We start from the raw sequence: 17,428 nt of genomic DNA, 5'->3' as shown, positions 1-17,428 counted from the left end.
TTTGAAAAAAATAACTGCACTTTTATGGATTGTCTCTCTGAGCACAATGGCACAAAACGCCAAGATAAGTGAAGAGGTAAGACAATTGGATACCTACGGATTTGGAGCACCAAACCCAGTGCCCATTTTGACCGAAAACCCTAAAATATTCCCCTATTTTAAGTTTGAGGAGTATGATCATACATCGCAAAAAAAGGGATGGAAAGTGGTCAAACTCGAAAACGAATATATAGAGGTCTATGTGTTACCGGAAATAGGGGGCAAAGTATGGGGAGCTATTGAAAAGAGTACGGGCAATGAGTTTTTATATCGGAACGAGGTGGTCAAGTTCCGGAACATTGCCATGAGGGGCCCTTGGACCTCTGGCGGAATTGAGTTTAATTTTGGGATTATAGGACATCATCCTGGTACAGCAACTGCTGTGGATTATAAAACAGCAACCAACGAAGACGGAAGTGTAAGTTGTTTTGTTGGAAATATGGACTTGCCATCAGGAACGTATTGGCAGGTGGAAATTAAACTGGACAAAGACAAAGCTTATTTTGAGACCAATGCCTCTTGGTACAATGGAACCCCATTAAATCAATCCTATTATAACTGGATGACTGGGGCGGCGCCTGCGACCAATGATTTGGAATTCTTTATTCCAGGCAATGGATATCTGGAGCATGATGGCACCTGGAGAAAATGGCCTATTGATGATAAGGACAGGAATCTGGCCATGTACAAAAACAACAATTTTGGTCCATCCAAGTCCTATCATATTGTAGGGGATTATAAAAATTATTTTGGAGGCTATTATCATGATCGAAATGTTGGTTTTGGTCACTTATCTCCCTATGAGGAAATGCCCGGACAAAAACTATGGTTATGGGCACTATCAAGATCAGGCGGTATTTGGGAAGACCTTTTGACGGATACTGATGGCCAGTATATTGAATTTCAGGCAGGTAGATTGTTCAATCAGTACTTTCCAGGAGCTGAAAACCCGGTTTCCCAAGCCAACTTTGACCCCTATGTCATGGATTCTTGGCAGGAACTCTGGTTTCCAATCAAGGAGATAGGAGGGATGGAGGCCGCTTCAGAATATGGCGTATTAAACGTGGAACGGAGTGGAGAGACAGCTACTTTAGGAATTAATGCGCTTCAAGGATTTAAGGAACCTCTTCAAATTTTTGTCAACAAGAAGGAGGTTTTTAGAGAGTCTCTAGAGATGCAACCCATGCAGATTTTTACCAAAACCTTCCCATGCAAGGATACAGATACCCTGGACATTTCTGTTGGGGCCGATAAATTGGAATACACATCGGTCAGCAAAACTTTGCTTAAAAGAGATTTTGTTTACAAGCCAGAAATAAAGCCTTCCAGGGTAGAGCAGTTATATCATGAAGCTTCAGAAGCGATGAAGTACCGGGAATACGCATTGGCGGACGAAAAATTGACCGAATTGTTTGCGCTGGATGCAACCCACCACAATGCTCTGATTTTGGCAGCAGAGGCAGAATATAGAAAAACCAGATATGACAAAGCCTTGGAACTTGCCAATACAGCCTTACAGTTGGACACCTACAATCCTGAAGCCAATTACCTGGCAGGAATTGCCTATTGGGCCCAAAAAGATGCACTTAACGCTTTGGAATCTTTTGGTTGGGCGGCAAGATCCATACAATTTCGCTCGGTATCCTTTGCCCTAATGGCAGAAATACATCTGTACAGGAACGAATTGGATAAAGCGGAACGTTATGCTAAAAAAGCCTTGGCATTCAACGCCTATAACCTAAATGCTAGACAGGTTTTATTGGTGGTGTATCGAAAGTACATCAATGCCGACGCGTTTAAAAAACAGCTCAAAAAAGTATTTAAAATCAGCCCAATAAACCATTTTGCGGCTTTTGAAGAAATTCTTTTCCAAAAGGAGGCTTCAGCTTCTATCATAGAGAGTATACAGAATGAATTCCGCAACGAGACCTTATTGGAACTTGCGTTGGAATACCTGAATTTGGGACAGGGTAAGATGGCAGAACATTTATTGAACTTAAATTCCAAAGATTTAAAGTCCAACCTTTATTTGGCCTATGCTTCCAAAAATTCAGAAAAGGGGAAGGAGTTGCTTTCGGGATTGGCTAGCAGTTCTCCTGATTTTGTCTTTCCATATAGACGGGAGATGATTCCGGTACTGGAATGGGCAGTTTCCACCCATGATCATTGGAAGTTTAAATATTATTTGGCACAAAACTATTTGGCAGTAGGACTAAATGATAAGGCCATTGATTTATTGAAGCAATGCAAGGATGTACCAGACAACGATACCTTTTACAGCTTCAGGGCCAAGATTATGGACGACGATGCTCCTTACGGAGATACCCATAAAGATTTTGAAACTTCCCTTGCCTTGAACAAAAGCAATTGGAAACGGTGGGATGATTTCATTCTGTTTTACTTGGATCATGATAAAAATGATGAAGCTGTAGCGCTTGCCAAAAAGGGTTTCAAAAAATTCCCAAACAATTATAATGTTGGATTGAGCTACGCAAAGGCCTTGGTGTCCACTGGAAATTATGCCAAAGCAATAGGTGTTTTGGGAAGCCTGAATATATTGCCCTTTGAACATGCTTCCGAGAGCAAAAAAATCTATGATCAGGCACATATCTATCGAGCCAAAAAGTTTATGGACAAAGGACAGTTTAGCAAGGCCACCGCGCTTTTGGAAGCCTCAAAAAAGTGGCCTGAAAACTTGGGCGTGGGTACTCCTTTTAATCCAGATACCCGTATGGCTGACTATCTTTTGGGCCTTTGTCATGAAAAGCTTCAAAATGCTGATAAAGCAGGTGGCTTTTTTGAACAGGTTGCCAAATACAGAAGGCATTCCGACTCGAATGTGGTTAGAAACAGCTTGTTCAAGCTAATGTCCCATGGAAAACTGGGTAATGATGCCGCTAGGGAAAAGCTACTTTCGCAAATCCAAAAGGAATCTGAAGACAACCAAACCGCTGCCATGTTGTTGGCATTGCATGTTCAAGATGGGGAGAAGATAAAAGATTTAAATGAATCTTTGAATTGGGACAATAGATTCTTGGACATACTGAAATATGTGGCGAAACAGCAGTAAATGCTAAATCCTGAGCCTGCAGTTTATGAATTTTTCCTAAATTTTGGAGAACTGTTCTGGTGCGTTGGTTTTCCAGTCAATTCGTTCTATTAATGCCTTGCCAAGTTTCCTGCCAATACCCCGTTGCTTTTTTGTATCGCAATTAGGAGCTATGGGTTTAGTGTGTTTAATTAATACCAAACCTTCCTTCGCATGCTGCTCGAACATGTTTTCGGTGGCTGGATCCGTCCGTTCTAGAAGAAATACCAATCCGTCCACGGTTCTTTGGGGTTCCAATTGCTTAAGTGCTTGGGGTAATGTTTTAAGATCAAATTGATGGATCAGGGTTTGATAACCAAGGCTTTGTGATTTATCAATAATTCCTTCAATAACAGCCGAATACTTGCACAACTGTTGCTTGGGCAGGCATATCATAAGGATGTCCGTTTTTTGCTTTCTTAAGGCGCAAGCTGTTTTGTTTGGAATATAATTGTGATCGGTTGCAAGTTTCCGCAATTTCTTCTTGGTAAGTGAACTGATTTCATCACTGTTGTTTAGTGCCTTGGATACGGTAGAAATGGAAAATCCGGATATTCTGGCCAAATCTTTTAGATTGGCCATGGGAGCAGTAAGCTGCTTGTTGTCAAATGTCTTTTTGTTGGTTAAACCGTGCATTTTGTGTTCTTTTTTTCAATTCCTTTTGGAAAATTTATATTCGTATCTCTATGCTGACTCCCAATCCAACTTTGGATAGTTCTTTCTTAAATACTCCTTGACCTCGAGAATATCTTCCTTGGCGGTAAGGTCAGGGACATGTTCCGAAAAAGGAATCCCGATGGCCGAACCGGGATGATCCTTCAGCATATTCAATAGGGCAGTGGGAAGTTCCTTTTCGTTTCTTTCCGGATGAACGGGGCAATTCTTGATATAAGGATACATCATTGCACCGTCAAACGTAAAGGCATTCATGCTCACCCGAAGTTTACCCGAAGCATCCCGATATCGTTCTACCTCATTTTCGGAGGGCTTCTCAATGATATCCAATAGATGGCCGTCGGTATCCAGTTTGGCCAGGGCAAAACGTGAAATGCGTTCCATGGGAAATAGCATGGCATCCCTATCGTAGCCAATAAAAGCATTGGGACTGTGCGTCTTTCTAAGCGCGGTCAATGCTTCCACAGAATAGAGATTATCACTATTACAAACCGTATAGGAGGCGCTGTTCAACTCTGGAAATTGCTCTAAAGCCTGAAAAACTGCATCTGCAGTACCAAAGGGTTTCACCCTTCCTTCTGGGATATATTGAATTGCAAACGAAATTTTGAGCCCATGGAATTCATTGTCTCTATCCTTGTTGCCATAAAATTTCCTAAAGAGATCGCCCTGCTCCCCAATTACAATATAGATATGGGTGTATCCTGACAATTTAGCGTTGTATAGGACATAATCCATCATGGGTCTACCTTCATTGCCCACAGCAATAAGGCCTTTGCTACGTTCGTTGGCCTGTTTAATGTCTTCGGCACTAAGTCCTTTTTCCGGAGAGACCTGTTTCTTCATTCTGGAAGATGCCCCGCCCGCCAATACAATAAGATTTGAGTGTTCTTTCATCAATTACAATGTTTTGGTTTGAGGTTCTAAAATTCTTGCCCCTTCATCTACCGCTACAGCATATGCGTCTTTGGCCCCTGATTCCATTAGGGCTTTGATGACCTTGTCTTGTTCCCCATCTTTGGCCAAAACCACAATACTGCCTCCTCTGCCCGAACCTACAATCTTGGCTCCAAGTGCACCTACACCCAAAGCCCCCTCGATCATGGCATCGATGCGGGGAACAGTGATATTCAAATAATCCCTTAAAATATTATGGTGCTGGCTCATGAGCTTCCCAATTTTAACTGGATCCAACTCCTGAAGTTGAAATTCTATCAAGGCCTGCTGAGTAACATCATGGTTTAATATGGCGGCGTCCAAGTATATTTTAAGGTCATCGGGGACGTAGTTTCGGTATTTGGGAAGATTGTCCTTAGAAATTTTGCTAACGTCAAACGAAGGTAATTTTTCCTTCACTTTGTTAATGGCAAGCAAAGCTTTTTCCTTTAGTTCCCCTAGGACGCCGGTCGTGTCTTTAGGAATTCCGGACTCGGCCACAATTAAACCTGACAGTGGTTTGTGAAACACCTCATATTCCAAGGTATCACCGGTTTCCAAATAAATAATTCCTCCCAAGCCAATGCTAAACTGGTCCATTTTACCTCCTGGAGCGCCATGGAATGTCACCTCTGCCTCATAAGCAACTTGCGAGATAAATTCTTTGGTTATTGGGACATTGCAACCATAGGCATTCACCAAAAATAGGGCCCATGTAAGGATAAGGGCACTGGAACTGGAAGTGCCCGCATTGATGGCAACGTTTCCGGAAATGGTTAGATCATAGCCAGAGTTTGGAACACAGCCATAATTTTTTAGGATTTTTAAGGTGGCCAATAGATGGTCTCCTTTGGAAACAACCTTGTCTTGAACATCCAATTCAAGGATACGCTGTTTTCCAATATCAGGCATGTTGAGGACTAATTTATCCGTACTATTCTTACAGGCTTCCAATCTAATATGCCGGTCAAAAGCACAGGCTATTACAGGGAGTCCCAAATAATCTTGATGGTCTCCAAACAAACATGTTCTTCCGGGTGCTATAGCAATGATTTTTTCCTTCATTCGCAATGGTTCAAATACTGATTCTTTATGGTGCTACTTTTTGGCAAAAAATGGGACTTACACGCTCAATTTGGAGGCAAGATAGAAAAAATGTGTACGTTAACATAATTTTACTGTTAAGGTACACATTACATCGGTTTCTTTTTTGGATATATTTGTGATACGGATGAAAAAAAACACGACAATCAAGGATATTGCCAAGCTGGCTGGGGTCTCTATTGGCACCGTGGATCGTGTGTTGCACAATAGGGGTAGGGTTTCAAAAAAAGCTTTGGACAAGGTTAACCAGGCACTTAAGGAATTGGAATATACCCCTAACCCCATTGCCCGATCTTTAAGGAACAATGTGGTGTATACCATCCATATACTCATCCCCGATGCCAAACAGGATCCTTATTGGGAACCATGCATGAAAGGGGTTTCCGAACTCATGGATGAATTTGCGGCTTTTGACCTGAATTTTTCCCTCCACACTTTTGATCCTTCCAAACCAAAATCTTTTTTAGGCGCAGGAAACAAAATCCTCGGAGAAGATCCTGATGCGCTGCTGTTTGTTCCCCTGTTTGGCAAGGAAAGTACCCAGCTTCAGAAAGAGCTAAACGATAGAAACATTTTGTCTACGACCTTCAACAGCCCCGTATGGGAGCACGTTCACCATCATGTAGGTCAGGACTTGTTTTTGAGTGGACGGGTAGGCGCTAAATTGGTATCCAATCTTATTGACAAACCTTGTGAAATAGCCATTATTCATGTGGAGGAAGCCTACAACAACGCGGCCCATATGCAGGAAAAGGAAAATGGGTTTAGATCATATTTCGAAGAGCAACATACGGATTTCAAGATTTTGACCCTTATTTTAGGTTCCAAGGAAATTAGAAACAACTTTGATGCAACTGTCAAGAAGCACCCGCATATTGAAGCTTATTTTATTACCACGTCAAGGACATACGAGGTGGCCAACGCCATACATAAACTAGGAATAAAAAAGCCGGTCATCGGGTATGACCTTCTGCCTGAAAATGTGGTTTGTTTGCACAATGATAAGGTTCAGTTTTTAATTCATCAAGCTCCAAGACAACAGGCTTACTTGGGCCTTCGTAGTCTTGTGGAGAAACTTTTATTCAATAAGGAACTGGCCAAGGTTGAGCTTTTACCCATTGACATCATAAATTCCGAGAACGTAAAAAGTTACTTGTAAGGCGGGATTCCGTTAAGCGAGTTTCAAGGTTCCAAAGGTTGGGGGCACATGAAAATCTGGATTTTCCAACAATGGGTCGATCCAGCTAAGCCAATTTAATCTTGCATTTTGCTTTCCTTCTTCTGGAAGGGCTGCACAATGACCTAGATAGATACCTGCACATAGCGTATTGTTATTGATCAAACCGAGTTGGTTGAGGGATTGTTTGCTGATGCGGATGTCCACCTGATAATCGGTTGAACCAATATCTGTAATAACAAAAATATGTCCATCCGGCCAAGTCCATTGGTAATTAAATATCCTATGGTATGAGGCCGAATAATCCAGAATTCTTCCCGAAGGATCAATTTCCAGACAATAATAAGTCCGTAATTGTGGGTCTGTGCTAAGGAAAATCTCAACGCGATCGGATTGGGTAACATCCATTTTTCCGTTACCCCCCTCAAATAGGAGTGGGTTGGCATCTTGAACTTTATATCTTAAATACAGGAATCTATCGTCATGCAGCGCTTTGAACAAGATTTCTGGACATTCTTCTTGTCCCCAGGGTTGATGAAAGTTTTGTAATCTTTCCGCAGATTCCCATACGTAGTTGTTAGGGAATGCTGTTGACGGTTCACCAACATTGATTTTTCTTACGGAATAAACTCCTGTTTGCTGCATGCTGCAAAGGTTACAAAATTAAATAGCAACCTTCCAAATTTAAATACCTGGGTTCAGAACTAGGAAAAAAGTGCCCTTAATCACTCATTTTTTTCATCCGAAAATTGCAGAAGTAATGGTAATTTACCATCTTTGGTGGTAACGTTAACACAAATTATAATTATCTCATAATGAGGATTTTAATATTTTCAGTTTTTTCAATTTTTCTAATTGGTTTTACTGCCTGTGAACAGCAGACGAAAATTGTGGTGGCTTCCACTTATGAGGAGCCAGTAGATCCATCACCCGATACTGCTTCGGATTGGTCTAGGGCACCTGAAGGATTAAATGCAAGTTTTGCATCCAATGGAATTCGTTTCGTGAAAAGTAAAATGCCCAATGTAACCCCCAAGAATACCTGGGAGGCCACAGCTTGGAGGGGAGAAAGAGTGTCTGCCCAGTTGGTGTTGTGGTCCAACGATTCTATTTCCAAGGTAAGGGCAAAGGTGTCCGGATTTGAATCTGGGTCAGGTGATAATCTAGGTGTTGAATCCACCAAAGCTCGTTTTGTGAAATACGTGATTACCGATGAATTTGCCGATGGATGTGGCTACAGAAAACCAGAAGATTTTGATGCTTCGTTGGCGGCGGATGCCCTTGATAGGGTTGCTTCATATGCAGTAAAGGCTAGCGAAACACGACCGCTCTGGTTGACCATTGACGTACCATCCGATGCGAAACCTGGACTTTATAAAAGTACCTTGGCGTTGGAAGTAGAAGGAGAGAAGGATAAAAACTTTACACTAGAGTTGAATGTTCAAGATCGGGTTTTACCCAAACCTGAAGAGTGGAAGTTTCATTTGGATTTATGGCAAAACCCATACGCAGTGGCTAGATACTTCGGCGTTGAGGCATGGTCCAATGAACACTGGGAATTGGTGAAACCGGGGATGGAACGATTGGCAAATGCGGGGCAAAAGGTAATTACGGTTTCTTTGAACAAAAGACCTTGGGGCGGACAAACATTTGATCCTTTTGGAGCGATGATCGATTGGCAAAAAAAAGCTGACGGTACTTGGCATTATGATTATACGGTATTTGATAACTGGGTGCAGTTTATGATGGATTTAGGTATCAAACAACAGATCAACTGCTATTCCATGGTGCCTTGGGGCAATGAGATTTACTACTTTGATGAAAAGGAAAACAAAGAAATCAAGGTTAAGGCAGCTCCTGGCACAAAGATTTACGAAGATCTCTGGGTTCCATTTTTAAAACAGTTCAAATTGCATCTGGAAGAAAAAGGATGGTATGGTATTACTCGAATGGCCATGGATGAACGAGGGCCTGAAGAAATGAAAGCCATGTTGGGGATTTTGGAGGACCATGCACCAGAACTTGGTTTCTCGCTAGCGGACAATCACAAAAGCTATAAGCTCTATCCAGATCAGATGAAAGATCTTTCCGTGGCTTTTGGCGCCACTGTGGACGCAGAAGATTTATCGCTCCGTAAGCAAAGAGGATATATAAGCACACATTATGTTTGCTGTGCAGACAAATTCCCCAATGTGTTTACCTTTTCCGACCCATCGGAAGGAGTGTTCATAGGTTGGTACAGCATAGCTGCCGAATTTGATGGTTTCTTGCACTGGTCATACAACAGCTGGGTGGAAAACCCACTTCAGGATTCGCGCTTCAGGACTTGGCCAGCAGGTGATACGTACCTGGTTTATCCGGGCAATAGAAGCTCCATTCGTTTTGAGACACTACGGGAGGGCATTCAAGATGCTGAGAAAGTTCGGGTTTTAAGAGAGGATTTCAGCAGTAGAAATATGCAGGAAGAGTTGGCGGCCCTGAATACGCTTGTCAATCAATTCAATATAACGGAGAAACCAGAGAACTTGGAGCAAATGCTTCGCGACGCTAAGCATCAAATTAATACTTTGTCTGAGAAGTAACGGGCGGTTCTGTTTGTATCCTGTGGTGACTAATCCATAAATAATCTAGGGAGATATAAGGATAGATCCGGGAAAAGGGTTACCAAAGTCAAGATCAATAGACTTACCAGCAAGAAGGGAAAACCAGCTTTACTCACTTTTCCAATGGAAACCTTGCCAATACTTGAAGATACAAAAAGACACACCCCTAAAGGAGGAGTGGTTAGACCGATCATAAGGTTGAGCAGAGCTATCACGGCAAAATGAATAGGATCCACATCCACAGCTGTGGCAACTTTCAGTAGAATGGGAAACAGGATTAAAAGCGCAGCAATAGTTTCCATAAATGTACCCACAAAAATAAGTAAGAGATTGATCAGCAGTAGGACCACATATTTATTTTCCGAAAAATTGATGATTTCCGAAGAGATCAATTGAGGTAATTGTTCCGTAATCAAAATCCAACCAAACAGATTGGCAAAACCTATGAGCACCATCAACGAAGCGGAAGTTTTCATGGAATCCAAGATCACGACCATGGTCGTTTTAAAGGTGAGCTTTTTGTACACCAAACTACCCACCAAAAATGCGTAGATCACAGCAATTATTGAAGCTTCTGTTGGGGTAAATACCCCGCCAATAATTCCAAAAAGAATAATGAAGGTCATTAACAGCGACCAAAAAGTTTCAACAAATCCTTTCAATATTTGCTTGGCCGTACTCCGTTCCAATTTGGGATAATTTCTTTTTTTGGCGATGAAATAGGTGAGCACCATTAAGCTAAATCCCAATAAGAAACCTGGCAAGGCACCTGCCAAAAACAATTTTCCAACGGAAAGTCCGCTTAAGGTTGCGGCGATGATCATGGGAACACTGGGAGGTATAATCGGTCCTACAGTAGAGGAAGATGCAGTGACGGCGGCAGAAAAGGCAGCGTCATAACCTTCCTTTTTCATGGCAGGTATCATAACCGAACCGATACTGGCCGTATCAGAAATTGCTGTTCCTGAAATTCCGGCAAAAAGCATCGACGCTCCAATATTTCCCAACGCAAGACCGCCGCGAACATGTCCAATCAGATGGTTACAAAAACCTATGATTTTTTCCGTCAACCCTCCATGGTTCATCAAATTTCCCGCTATGATAAAACCTGGAATACTCAAAAGCACAAAAACGTCAATACCTGAGTACATTTTCATGGGCATTACAATAAGAGGGATACCTTTTAGTACCAGAAATACCAAGCAAGAGAGTCCTAGACAAAATGCAATGGGAAATCGCAATAAAAGACAAATAATAAAAACAGCGAGAAGAATCCAGATCATTTTTTATTTTTTGAAGAGGGAAATCAATTTAGTTATGGCATAATAGGAGATGGCCAGCCCCATGATGGTAACCCCAATAAAAGCAACGGCCATAGGAAATCTTAGACTTGGCGATTTCTCAATCCAACCATCCATTACAAATTGAAGACTGTGATAGGTGAAAATCACGAAGAGAAGCACAATCAATACATAAATGGCCTTCATGATCAACGATTTTAGTTTTGATGGGAGCTTTTCGTACAAGAAATCAAAATGGACATAATAACTGCCCCGCATAGCCAAACCTGAAGCACAACCAATGGCAAAAATGAAGAAGAGGCGAGCGGCTTCCTCTGTCCAGGAAGGGGCTTTGGCCATAAAAAAGCGGGCATAGATTTGTATAAGCGTAGAGGCCACAAAGCCAAGCGTGCTCAGAAGCGTACCCCACTTCAACAATTTTCCAAGCTGTCGTTGCAATGTTTTCATTGTTTTAAATCGTTTCTTAGTTTGGTGTAGATTTCCTGCATTTCAGGTGACAGGGTATCGAAAATAGCATCTCCACATTTGTCTATAAAGGCCTTGTTGTCTACCTCCACAAAGGTCATCCCCAGCGCTTCAAGTTCTTGCCTGGCGTTTTCCTCATATTCCATAAAGATCTTTTTTTCATAGGCCTGCATATCCTCAGCTGCCTGAAGAAAAATCTCTTTGAGGTCATCTGGAAATTTTTGAAACTGTTTTTCTCCGATCAGTGGATAGACCCAACTGACCACATGCCCAGTTAGGTTCAAATAATCCTGTACTTCATAAAAACCCGAAACCTTGATTTGGGCGAAGGGATTTTCCTGGGCTTCAATGGTCCCTTGCTGTAAGGAGGTGAACACTTCTGAAAATGCCATAGGGGTGGCCTTTGCCCCTAAAGCCTCCCATGCCTTTACAAAAGCTGGAACATTCGGCACTCTTATGATCAGACCCTTGAGGTCATCTGGATGCTTTATGGGTCTATTGGATGTTAAGTGGCGCGTACCCATACGAAAATACCCTACGGGTCGCAGTCCTGCCTTGGCAATCATTTCTTGTTCAATACGTTCCCCTAGCGGGCCGTTGACCAATTTGTCAACATCTTCAGGATTCTGGAGCATGAAAGGCATTTCACAAAAAACCATAACCTCCACCCAGCTGCTCAACATGGCGCTGGTAATGGTCATGTCTATGACCTCAGCCTGAATCATTCGAATGGCCTCCACCTCTTTGGCCAACTGTTCCGAATGGTAGTTTTGCAAAACAATCCGCCCGTTGGAACGTTCTTCCAGGATTTCCCCAAAATATTGGAAAGCTTTGTACCAGGTATGGTCTTCGCCTACCAAGTGACTGGCTCTTAGCAAGAATTCAGGTTGATTTTGTTTGGGCTTGCATCCAACCAGCAATAAAAGGAATGCCAATCCTAAAATTAGGTTGAGGTTTTTTTTCATTCGAAGAATGGGTTGTTTGTTTGGTTGGAATCCAATTTACAAAAAACAATGCGCTAATTTCCCATTCTTGACAATTATAAAAGTTGTTTGGGAAGATGTTCCGATTATAACATGCTCTTAGTTTTGTGTTCCATTTAGGTTGGATACATGGGATTCGTCCAATGTGAAATTTTTAAATGCTGAAAATCAGCTTATTTTCGAGCTTCGGACTATCATGAGCTATGGAATGAGACCATAAATTTTCTGCAGATGGACTTTTTTGGGTTTCTTTGGTAGGAATTAAGACGAATCGGATTCAATCTTGAATTTCAAAACAGTGTATGGGTGTATTGGATAAGTTTAGCTTAGAAGGCAAAGTAGCATTGGTAACGGGGTGTAAACGAGGTATTGGAAAGGCTATGGCCTTAGGTTTGGCCGAAGCAGGAGCTGACATTATTGGGGTCAGCGCTACACTGGAAGCCTCGGGAAGTGGCGTTGAGCAAGAAGTACAGGCTCTTGGAAGAAAATTTAAAGCCTACAGTTGTGATTTTGGCCAGCGGGATTCCCTCTACAACTTTATAAATAAAGTAAAATCGGATTTTCCCGTTATCGACATTCTAATAAACAATGCAGGAACGATAAAACGGGCTCCTGTTGCGGAGCACTCGGATGCCCTTTGGGATGAAGTGATTGAAGTCAATCAGAATGCCCAATTTATTTTAACTCGCGAAATAGGAAAGGAGATGGTAACAAGGGGAGCTGGTAAAATTGTGTTTACGGCTTCGCTCTTGACTTTTCAAGGGGGCATTACCGTTCCTGGGTACGCGGCCAGTAAGGGAGCCATTGGTCAGCTTACCATGGCTTTTGCCAATGAATGGGCCAAACATGGAGTAAATGTAAATGCCATAGCACCAGGATATATCAGTACTGATATTACCGAGGATCTACGGGAAAACTCGGAGAGGTCAAAGGCCATTATGGCAAGAATTCCTGCGGAACGATGGGGAAAACCCGAGGATTTTGCAGGCCCTGTATTATTTCTTTCATCTGAAGCAGCAGCTTACATGAATGGGAGCATTATTGTGGTAGACGGTGGCTGGATGGGCAGATAAGCGGAGTACACGATCCCAATTAGTTCAAACCTGCCCTTGAACCCTAACTTTGGGTTTATGTCCAATTGGGAAATTGCAGGAGTTGGCAATAAAACACATTTCGTTGGCCTTTTTATGCAGTTGTTCCACAAGTTCCAATTCCACGGATGCTGCAACAACAATTTCTGGATGTAGGGTCACTTCCTTAAACCTACCACTACCGTCTTTTTCCTCGGTCATGGTACCAATTGCCTGATCTTGGTATTCCAATACCACAATTTTTTTTGTGCTGCATAAATGCAGGAACCAGAGCATATGACAAGATGCAATGGACGATAGAAAAACTTCCTCTGGATTATACCTGGTTCTATCACCCTTAAAACTTGGATCCGAAGATCCTTGGATCAGATGGTTTTTAAAAGGGGCGATCACTTCAAAGTCGCGACTATACGAACTGTAGTTTTTGGTTCCCACTCCTTCACTCCCAGTCCATTTTAAGTCAATTTGGTAGTTATGTTCCTTCATGAATTATGATACGATCTGTTTTTTCCACATTTATTTTGAAATCACTCAGGTGGATTTTCCCAATTTTAAGATAAAGATACCACTATCAATTTTGTAAATATTGATCCAGAACGGTCATCCGTGAACGCAGAAGGGGCATTCGTCCATTGGGAGCCCTTTTTCATGAACGGGCGTATTATGTTTGCTCAAGAATTAATGAACGGTCATAAACATTTTGATTCAAACCTCCGAACAGTCAGATACAAAGTATTTTGAGAACACTTTTCAAGCGTTCCTTACCTAATTCTGGCTACTACGAGGTTTCCGTTGTGCTGAGGGGTTTTGAGGTTGAGCCCCTTGGCCGACGGTTTTGAATCAGCATACAATATATCTTCATTCACTTAACCTGCATGTTTGGACAAAGAGTCGAGACCCGGACTCTTTTCCTTTTTTGTATCCATTATCCGACATCAACATTTTTCCAACAAATTTGTGTACAACTATTCCAATTCAATCTATAGTGAAATGTAAGTTTCTGCACAAAAAACCTACTTTTGTAGAACAAATTTTAGGAGAATTTTTGTTATGTCAGAACAAACAGAAAGATTAAAAACATTGATTATAGGCTCTGGTCCTGCTGGTTATACTGCAGCCATTTACGCTTCAAGAGCGGATTTGAAACCGGTTATGTATACGGGGATGGAGCCAGGGGGTCAGCTAACCACAACCACGGAGGTAGATAACTTTCCAGGATATCCAGAAGGAGTTGATGGTCCTACAATGATGGTTCAATTGCAGCAGCAGGCTGAGCGATTTGGAACTGAGGTGCGCATTGGGATGGTAACTGCGGTTGAGTTTAGCGACGAACCAGGAGGTATTCATAAAGTTACCGTGGATGACAGTAAGCAAATTGAGGCTGAAACCGTTATCATTTCAACCGGGGCAACAGCGAAATACTTGAATATTCCAAGCGAACAACGTCTAAGAGGCGGAGGTGTATCGGCCTGTGCTGTTTGTGACGGATTCTTTTATAAGGACCAGGAAGTAGCCATTGTTGGGGCAGGTGATACTGCTGCAGAAGAAGCTTCTTACTTGGCCAATATCTGTAAAAAGGTGACCATGTTGGTGCGCAAGGACTATATGAGAGCGTCCAAGGCCATGCAACATAGGGTAAATAGCCTGGACAATATCGAAATCAAATACAGTACGGAAGTTGATGAGGTTTTGGGCGATCAAGTGGTTGAAGGACTTCGTATGGTGAATAACCAAACCGGGGAGAAAGAGGAAATCGCGATTACTGGACTGTTCATTGCCATTGGTCACAAACCGAACACCGATATTTTCAAAGGTCAGTTGGATATGGATGAAACCGGATACATTATAACTGAAGGTAAGTCTACTAAGACCAATAAGCCAGGTGTTTTTGCCAGTGGAGATGTTCAGGATAAGGAATATCGTCAGGCAGTAACCGCGGCCGGCACTGGTTGTATGGCTGCCTTGGACGCTGAACGTTATTTAGCAGCTGTGGAGAGCAAAGAGGCCGTAGTGTCTTAAGGATCGATATCCAAATTGATTTTTCATAATAAAAAAGGCACCACAAACAAGCGGTGCCTTTTTTAGTGGAGCGCTAATTCAATTAATCAATGCGCTTATAGTTTTCTGAAAACGTACGGTGACCTTCTTCATCAAAACTGATTTGACTATAGGTGTCATCGGTCATTTCCAGTTCAAATCTGAAAACGCGAAGTGTGTCCAGTGCTGACATCATGGGAGCCGAACCAAATTCCAATTTTTCTATAAGCGAATCTGCGGTTATTTTGTAGGTGCCATACCCAAACCACTCCCTTGGGTCCTGGGGTGCATGCCTGCTCCACATTACTTTTCCGTTGTAGTACATTTTAACCTGACGGTACCCCTCAGCTGTAGGGACTGTATCTGAAATATTGATGCCATCATCGTAATTATAAAAGCTCTGTAGCTCCCAAGTCCCTTCAATTGAGTGCATAGCTTCTGGCTGCGGGGAAGCAAATTCTGTGGCAGATACCAGAAAAAACATCAACAGGGCCAATCCGAATATTTTTTTCATGGCATTGTGTTTAGTGTTAGAATTCCATTTTCACATATAAGATATAATATTTTTAACAAATAGTCAATAAATGCGCTCTAAAATTGATAATATGAAAATACAGCTATGGAGCGGATGGACAGAAAAAAGACTAAGCTCTTTTTAGATGTTGGCCAATGCCAAAAATCAGAACACCTCGTGCTCTTTTAAATAAAGAATGCCTTTGTCTTTTTGATTTAAGAGACGCTTGCTTCGTAGATATCTGTTGCGGTTGAATTCATCAAAGTTTTCAGCATTCGGTGCCATACTACTGATGTGCACATCCCCGGCCGAGTGTATAAATTCGTTATTTCCTATCCACATGCCCACGTGGGTGGCTTTTTCTTGGGTTGAATCTGTAGCCTTTCTCCCAAAAAAGAGTAAATCCCCAGGAACCAGTTTGCTGAAATCTCCATCAACATCAACCAAAACCCCTTCATGGACTTGTTGGGAGGCATCTCTGGGAATAATCATCCCGTTCATAAAATATACGGTTTTAGTAAAGCCACTGCAATCTACCCCCTTGGCAGAAGTTCCTCCCCAGAGGTAAGGTACCCCGAGCATTTTTTTGGAGGTAGCTACCAAGGCTTCTTTGCTATACGGGAGTTGTGTTTTCCATGCCTGGTAAGGCGCTGCTTCGGATTTGGAGACGTAAGCTTTTTTCCCATCAGCATAGTTAACTTCAAAAAAATCATTTTTCTCCGAGGTTAATCGCAAAATGTTTCCAAAAACCAAATCGGATACCATTTGGGAAGCCCTATCCGCTTCCTCAAAGGAATTTCCAAAGGTTTTGGTATAGATCAATTTATTAGAATCTTGCCACTCATCAAATTGAATTTGGTTCATTAAAGCAAGACCTCCACTGTCCACCCAACCCAAGTATTGGTCGGGTGTTTGTATGCGGTACCAACTTCCTTGTTTTTGGAAGATTTTTATAGGGGTTCCCATAATCGCCTGAGTAACCATTTCAGCAGAATGGGCAGGACGCCCCCTCAGGTTGGCGACTGAAACTTTGATGACTCCATGTACCTTACCTTCAAGTGCTTGGGACGGAAGAACTTCAGTACTATCTATATATTTAATTTGTTGTTTTTTTAACTCCGATTGTAAGGCTTCCAGTGCTTCAGGAATATTCGTGACGCCTTTTACTATGTAGCCATCATTAGTCGGTTCAGCATCTATTTCAAAGATGGCGATGCGCTTATCGGGTACATGCGCCCCTTTTACCGAGTCTATAACCATCTCAACCGCATTGTGTTTTGAAGACGAATCGGTCTCACAAGAGACGCCAAATAAGGTTAGGACAACTAAAAGAGATAATCTTATTTTCCTGACGAAATGATACTTCATAAGTTCAGTTTAAATTTTGGTTCAGCGGATATGTACAAGGTACACAA

The 17,428-nt window shown here is 42.1% G+C and carries 15 protein-coding genes; 5 read left to right on the top strand and 10 right to left on the bottom strand.

Annotated features, from left to right (window positions below; all coding sequences use genetic code 11):
* Position 1 precedes the first annotated feature (1 nt).
* Entirely contained in the window at positions 2-3,109 is a 3,108-nt protein-coding gene (locus tag FGG15_RS05655) for a DUF5107 domain-containing protein (RefSeq protein WP_138834090.1), read from the top strand.
* Between the two features lie 36 nt (positions 3,110-3,145).
* Here the strand turns inward: FGG15_RS05655 and FGG15_RS05650 are convergent, their stop codons facing one another.
* Genes FGG15_RS05650 through FGG15_RS05640 form a run of 3 tightly spaced genes read right to left on the bottom strand, consistent with a single transcriptional unit; the run spans position 3,146 to position 5,803 of the window.
* Positions 3,146-3,763: a LacI family DNA-binding transcriptional regulator gene (locus tag FGG15_RS05650; protein WP_138834088.1), complete on the bottom strand. Its 618-nt coding sequence runs from the start codon at positions 3,761-3,763 to the stop codon at positions 3,146-3,148.
* 48 nt (positions 3,764-3,811) lie between these two features.
* Complete coding sequence (locus FGG15_RS05645; protein WP_138834086.1) at positions 3,812-4,699, bottom strand: sugar phosphate nucleotidyltransferase; 888 nt, start codon at positions 4,697-4,699, stop codon at positions 3,812-3,814.
* A 3-nt stretch (positions 4,700-4,702) separates the two neighbouring features.
* Entirely contained in the window at positions 4,703-5,803 is a 1,101-nt protein-coding gene (locus FGG15_RS05640; protein WP_138834084.1) for a GHMP family kinase ATP-binding protein, read from the bottom strand.
* Positions 5,804-5,969: 166 nt separating this feature from the next.
* Here FGG15_RS05640 and FGG15_RS05635 point away from each other — a divergent pair, with 166 nt between their 5' ends.
* Complete coding sequence (locus FGG15_RS05635; protein ID WP_138834082.1) at positions 5,970-7,001, top strand: substrate-binding domain-containing protein; 1,032 nt, start codon at positions 5,970-5,972, stop codon at positions 6,999-7,001.
* A gap of 12 nt (positions 7,002-7,013) precedes the next feature.
* On the opposite strand, the gene FGG15_RS05630 is transcribed toward FGG15_RS05635, so the two are convergent.
* Entirely contained in the window at positions 7,014-7,664 is a 651-nt protein-coding gene (locus FGG15_RS05630; RefSeq protein WP_138834080.1) for a sugar-binding protein, read from the bottom strand.
* A gap of 170 nt (positions 7,665-7,834) precedes the next feature.
* Here FGG15_RS05630 and FGG15_RS05625 point away from each other — a divergent pair, with 170 nt between their 5' ends.
* Positions 7,835-9,601: a DUF4091 domain-containing protein gene (locus tag FGG15_RS05625; protein ID WP_138834078.1), complete on the top strand. Its 1,767-nt coding sequence runs from the start codon at positions 7,835-7,837 to the stop codon at positions 9,599-9,601.
* A 29-nt stretch (positions 9,602-9,630) separates the two neighbouring features.
* Here the strand turns inward: FGG15_RS05625 and FGG15_RS05620 are convergent, their stop codons facing one another.
* Genes FGG15_RS05620 through FGG15_RS05610 form a run of 3 tightly spaced genes read right to left on the bottom strand, consistent with a single transcriptional unit; the run spans position 9,631 to position 12,353 of the window.
* On the bottom strand, positions 9,631-10,905 hold the full coding sequence (locus tag FGG15_RS05620; protein ID WP_138834076.1) for a TRAP transporter large permease: 1,275 nt from the start codon (positions 10,903-10,905) through the stop codon (positions 9,631-9,633).
* A gap of 3 nt (positions 10,906-10,908) precedes the next feature.
* Positions 10,909-11,370, bottom strand: a complete 462-nt coding sequence (locus FGG15_RS05615; RefSeq protein ID WP_138834073.1) for a TRAP transporter small permease — start codon at positions 11,368-11,370, stop codon at positions 10,909-10,911.
* Positions 11,367-12,353, bottom strand: coding sequence for a TRAP transporter substrate-binding protein (locus tag FGG15_RS05610; protein WP_138834071.1), 987 nt, complete (start codon positions 12,351-12,353; stop codon positions 11,367-11,369). Before FGG15_RS05610 ends, FGG15_RS05615 begins: the two co-directional genes overlap by 4 nt.
* 320 nt (positions 12,354-12,673) lie before the next feature.
* Between FGG15_RS05610 and FGG15_RS05605 the strand changes: the two genes are divergently transcribed.
* Positions 12,674-13,444 (top strand): SDR family NAD(P)-dependent oxidoreductase, encoded by a 771-nt coding sequence (locus tag FGG15_RS05605; RefSeq protein ID WP_138834069.1) that lies wholly within the window; start codon positions 12,674-12,676, stop codon positions 13,442-13,444.
* Positions 13,445-13,468: 24 nt separating this feature from the next.
* Here the strand turns inward: FGG15_RS05605 and FGG15_RS05600 are convergent, their stop codons facing one another.
* The gene (locus tag FGG15_RS05600; RefSeq protein WP_138834067.1) at positions 13,469-13,948 is read right to left on the bottom strand and encodes an OsmC family protein; all 480 of its coding nucleotides are present in this window, start codon (positions 13,946-13,948) and stop codon (positions 13,469-13,471) included.
* A 564-nt stretch (positions 13,949-14,512) separates the two neighbouring features.
* On the opposite strand from FGG15_RS05600, the gene trxB reads away from it, so the two are divergent.
* Positions 14,513-15,481 (top strand): thioredoxin-disulfide reductase, encoded by a 969-nt coding sequence (trxB, locus tag FGG15_RS05595; protein ID WP_138834065.1) that lies wholly within the window; start codon positions 14,513-14,515, stop codon positions 15,479-15,481.
* A gap of 82 nt (positions 15,482-15,563) precedes the next feature.
* Here the strand turns inward: trxB and FGG15_RS05590 are convergent, their stop codons facing one another.
* Both FGG15_RS05590 and FGG15_RS05585 read right to left on the bottom strand, forming a co-directional pair.
* Entirely contained in the window at positions 15,564-16,013 is a 450-nt protein-coding gene (locus FGG15_RS05590; RefSeq protein WP_138834063.1) for a hypothetical protein, read from the bottom strand.
* Between the two features lie 165 nt (positions 16,014-16,178).
* The gene (locus FGG15_RS05585) at positions 16,179-17,381 is read right to left on the bottom strand and encodes a C40 family peptidase (RefSeq protein WP_138834061.1); all 1,203 of its coding nucleotides are present in this window, start codon (positions 17,379-17,381) and stop codon (positions 16,179-16,181) included.
* Positions 17,382-17,428 lie beyond the last annotated feature (47 nt).

The sequence above is a fragment of the Flagellimonas algicola genome, from assembly GCF_005937185.1.
GTDB classification, from domain to species: domain Bacteria; phylum Bacteroidota; class Bacteroidia; order Flavobacteriales; family Flavobacteriaceae; genus Flagellimonas; species Flagellimonas algicola.
The sequence above is the reverse complement of the archived record's forward strand: the minus strand, read 5'-3'. Positions and strand labels throughout refer to the sequence as shown.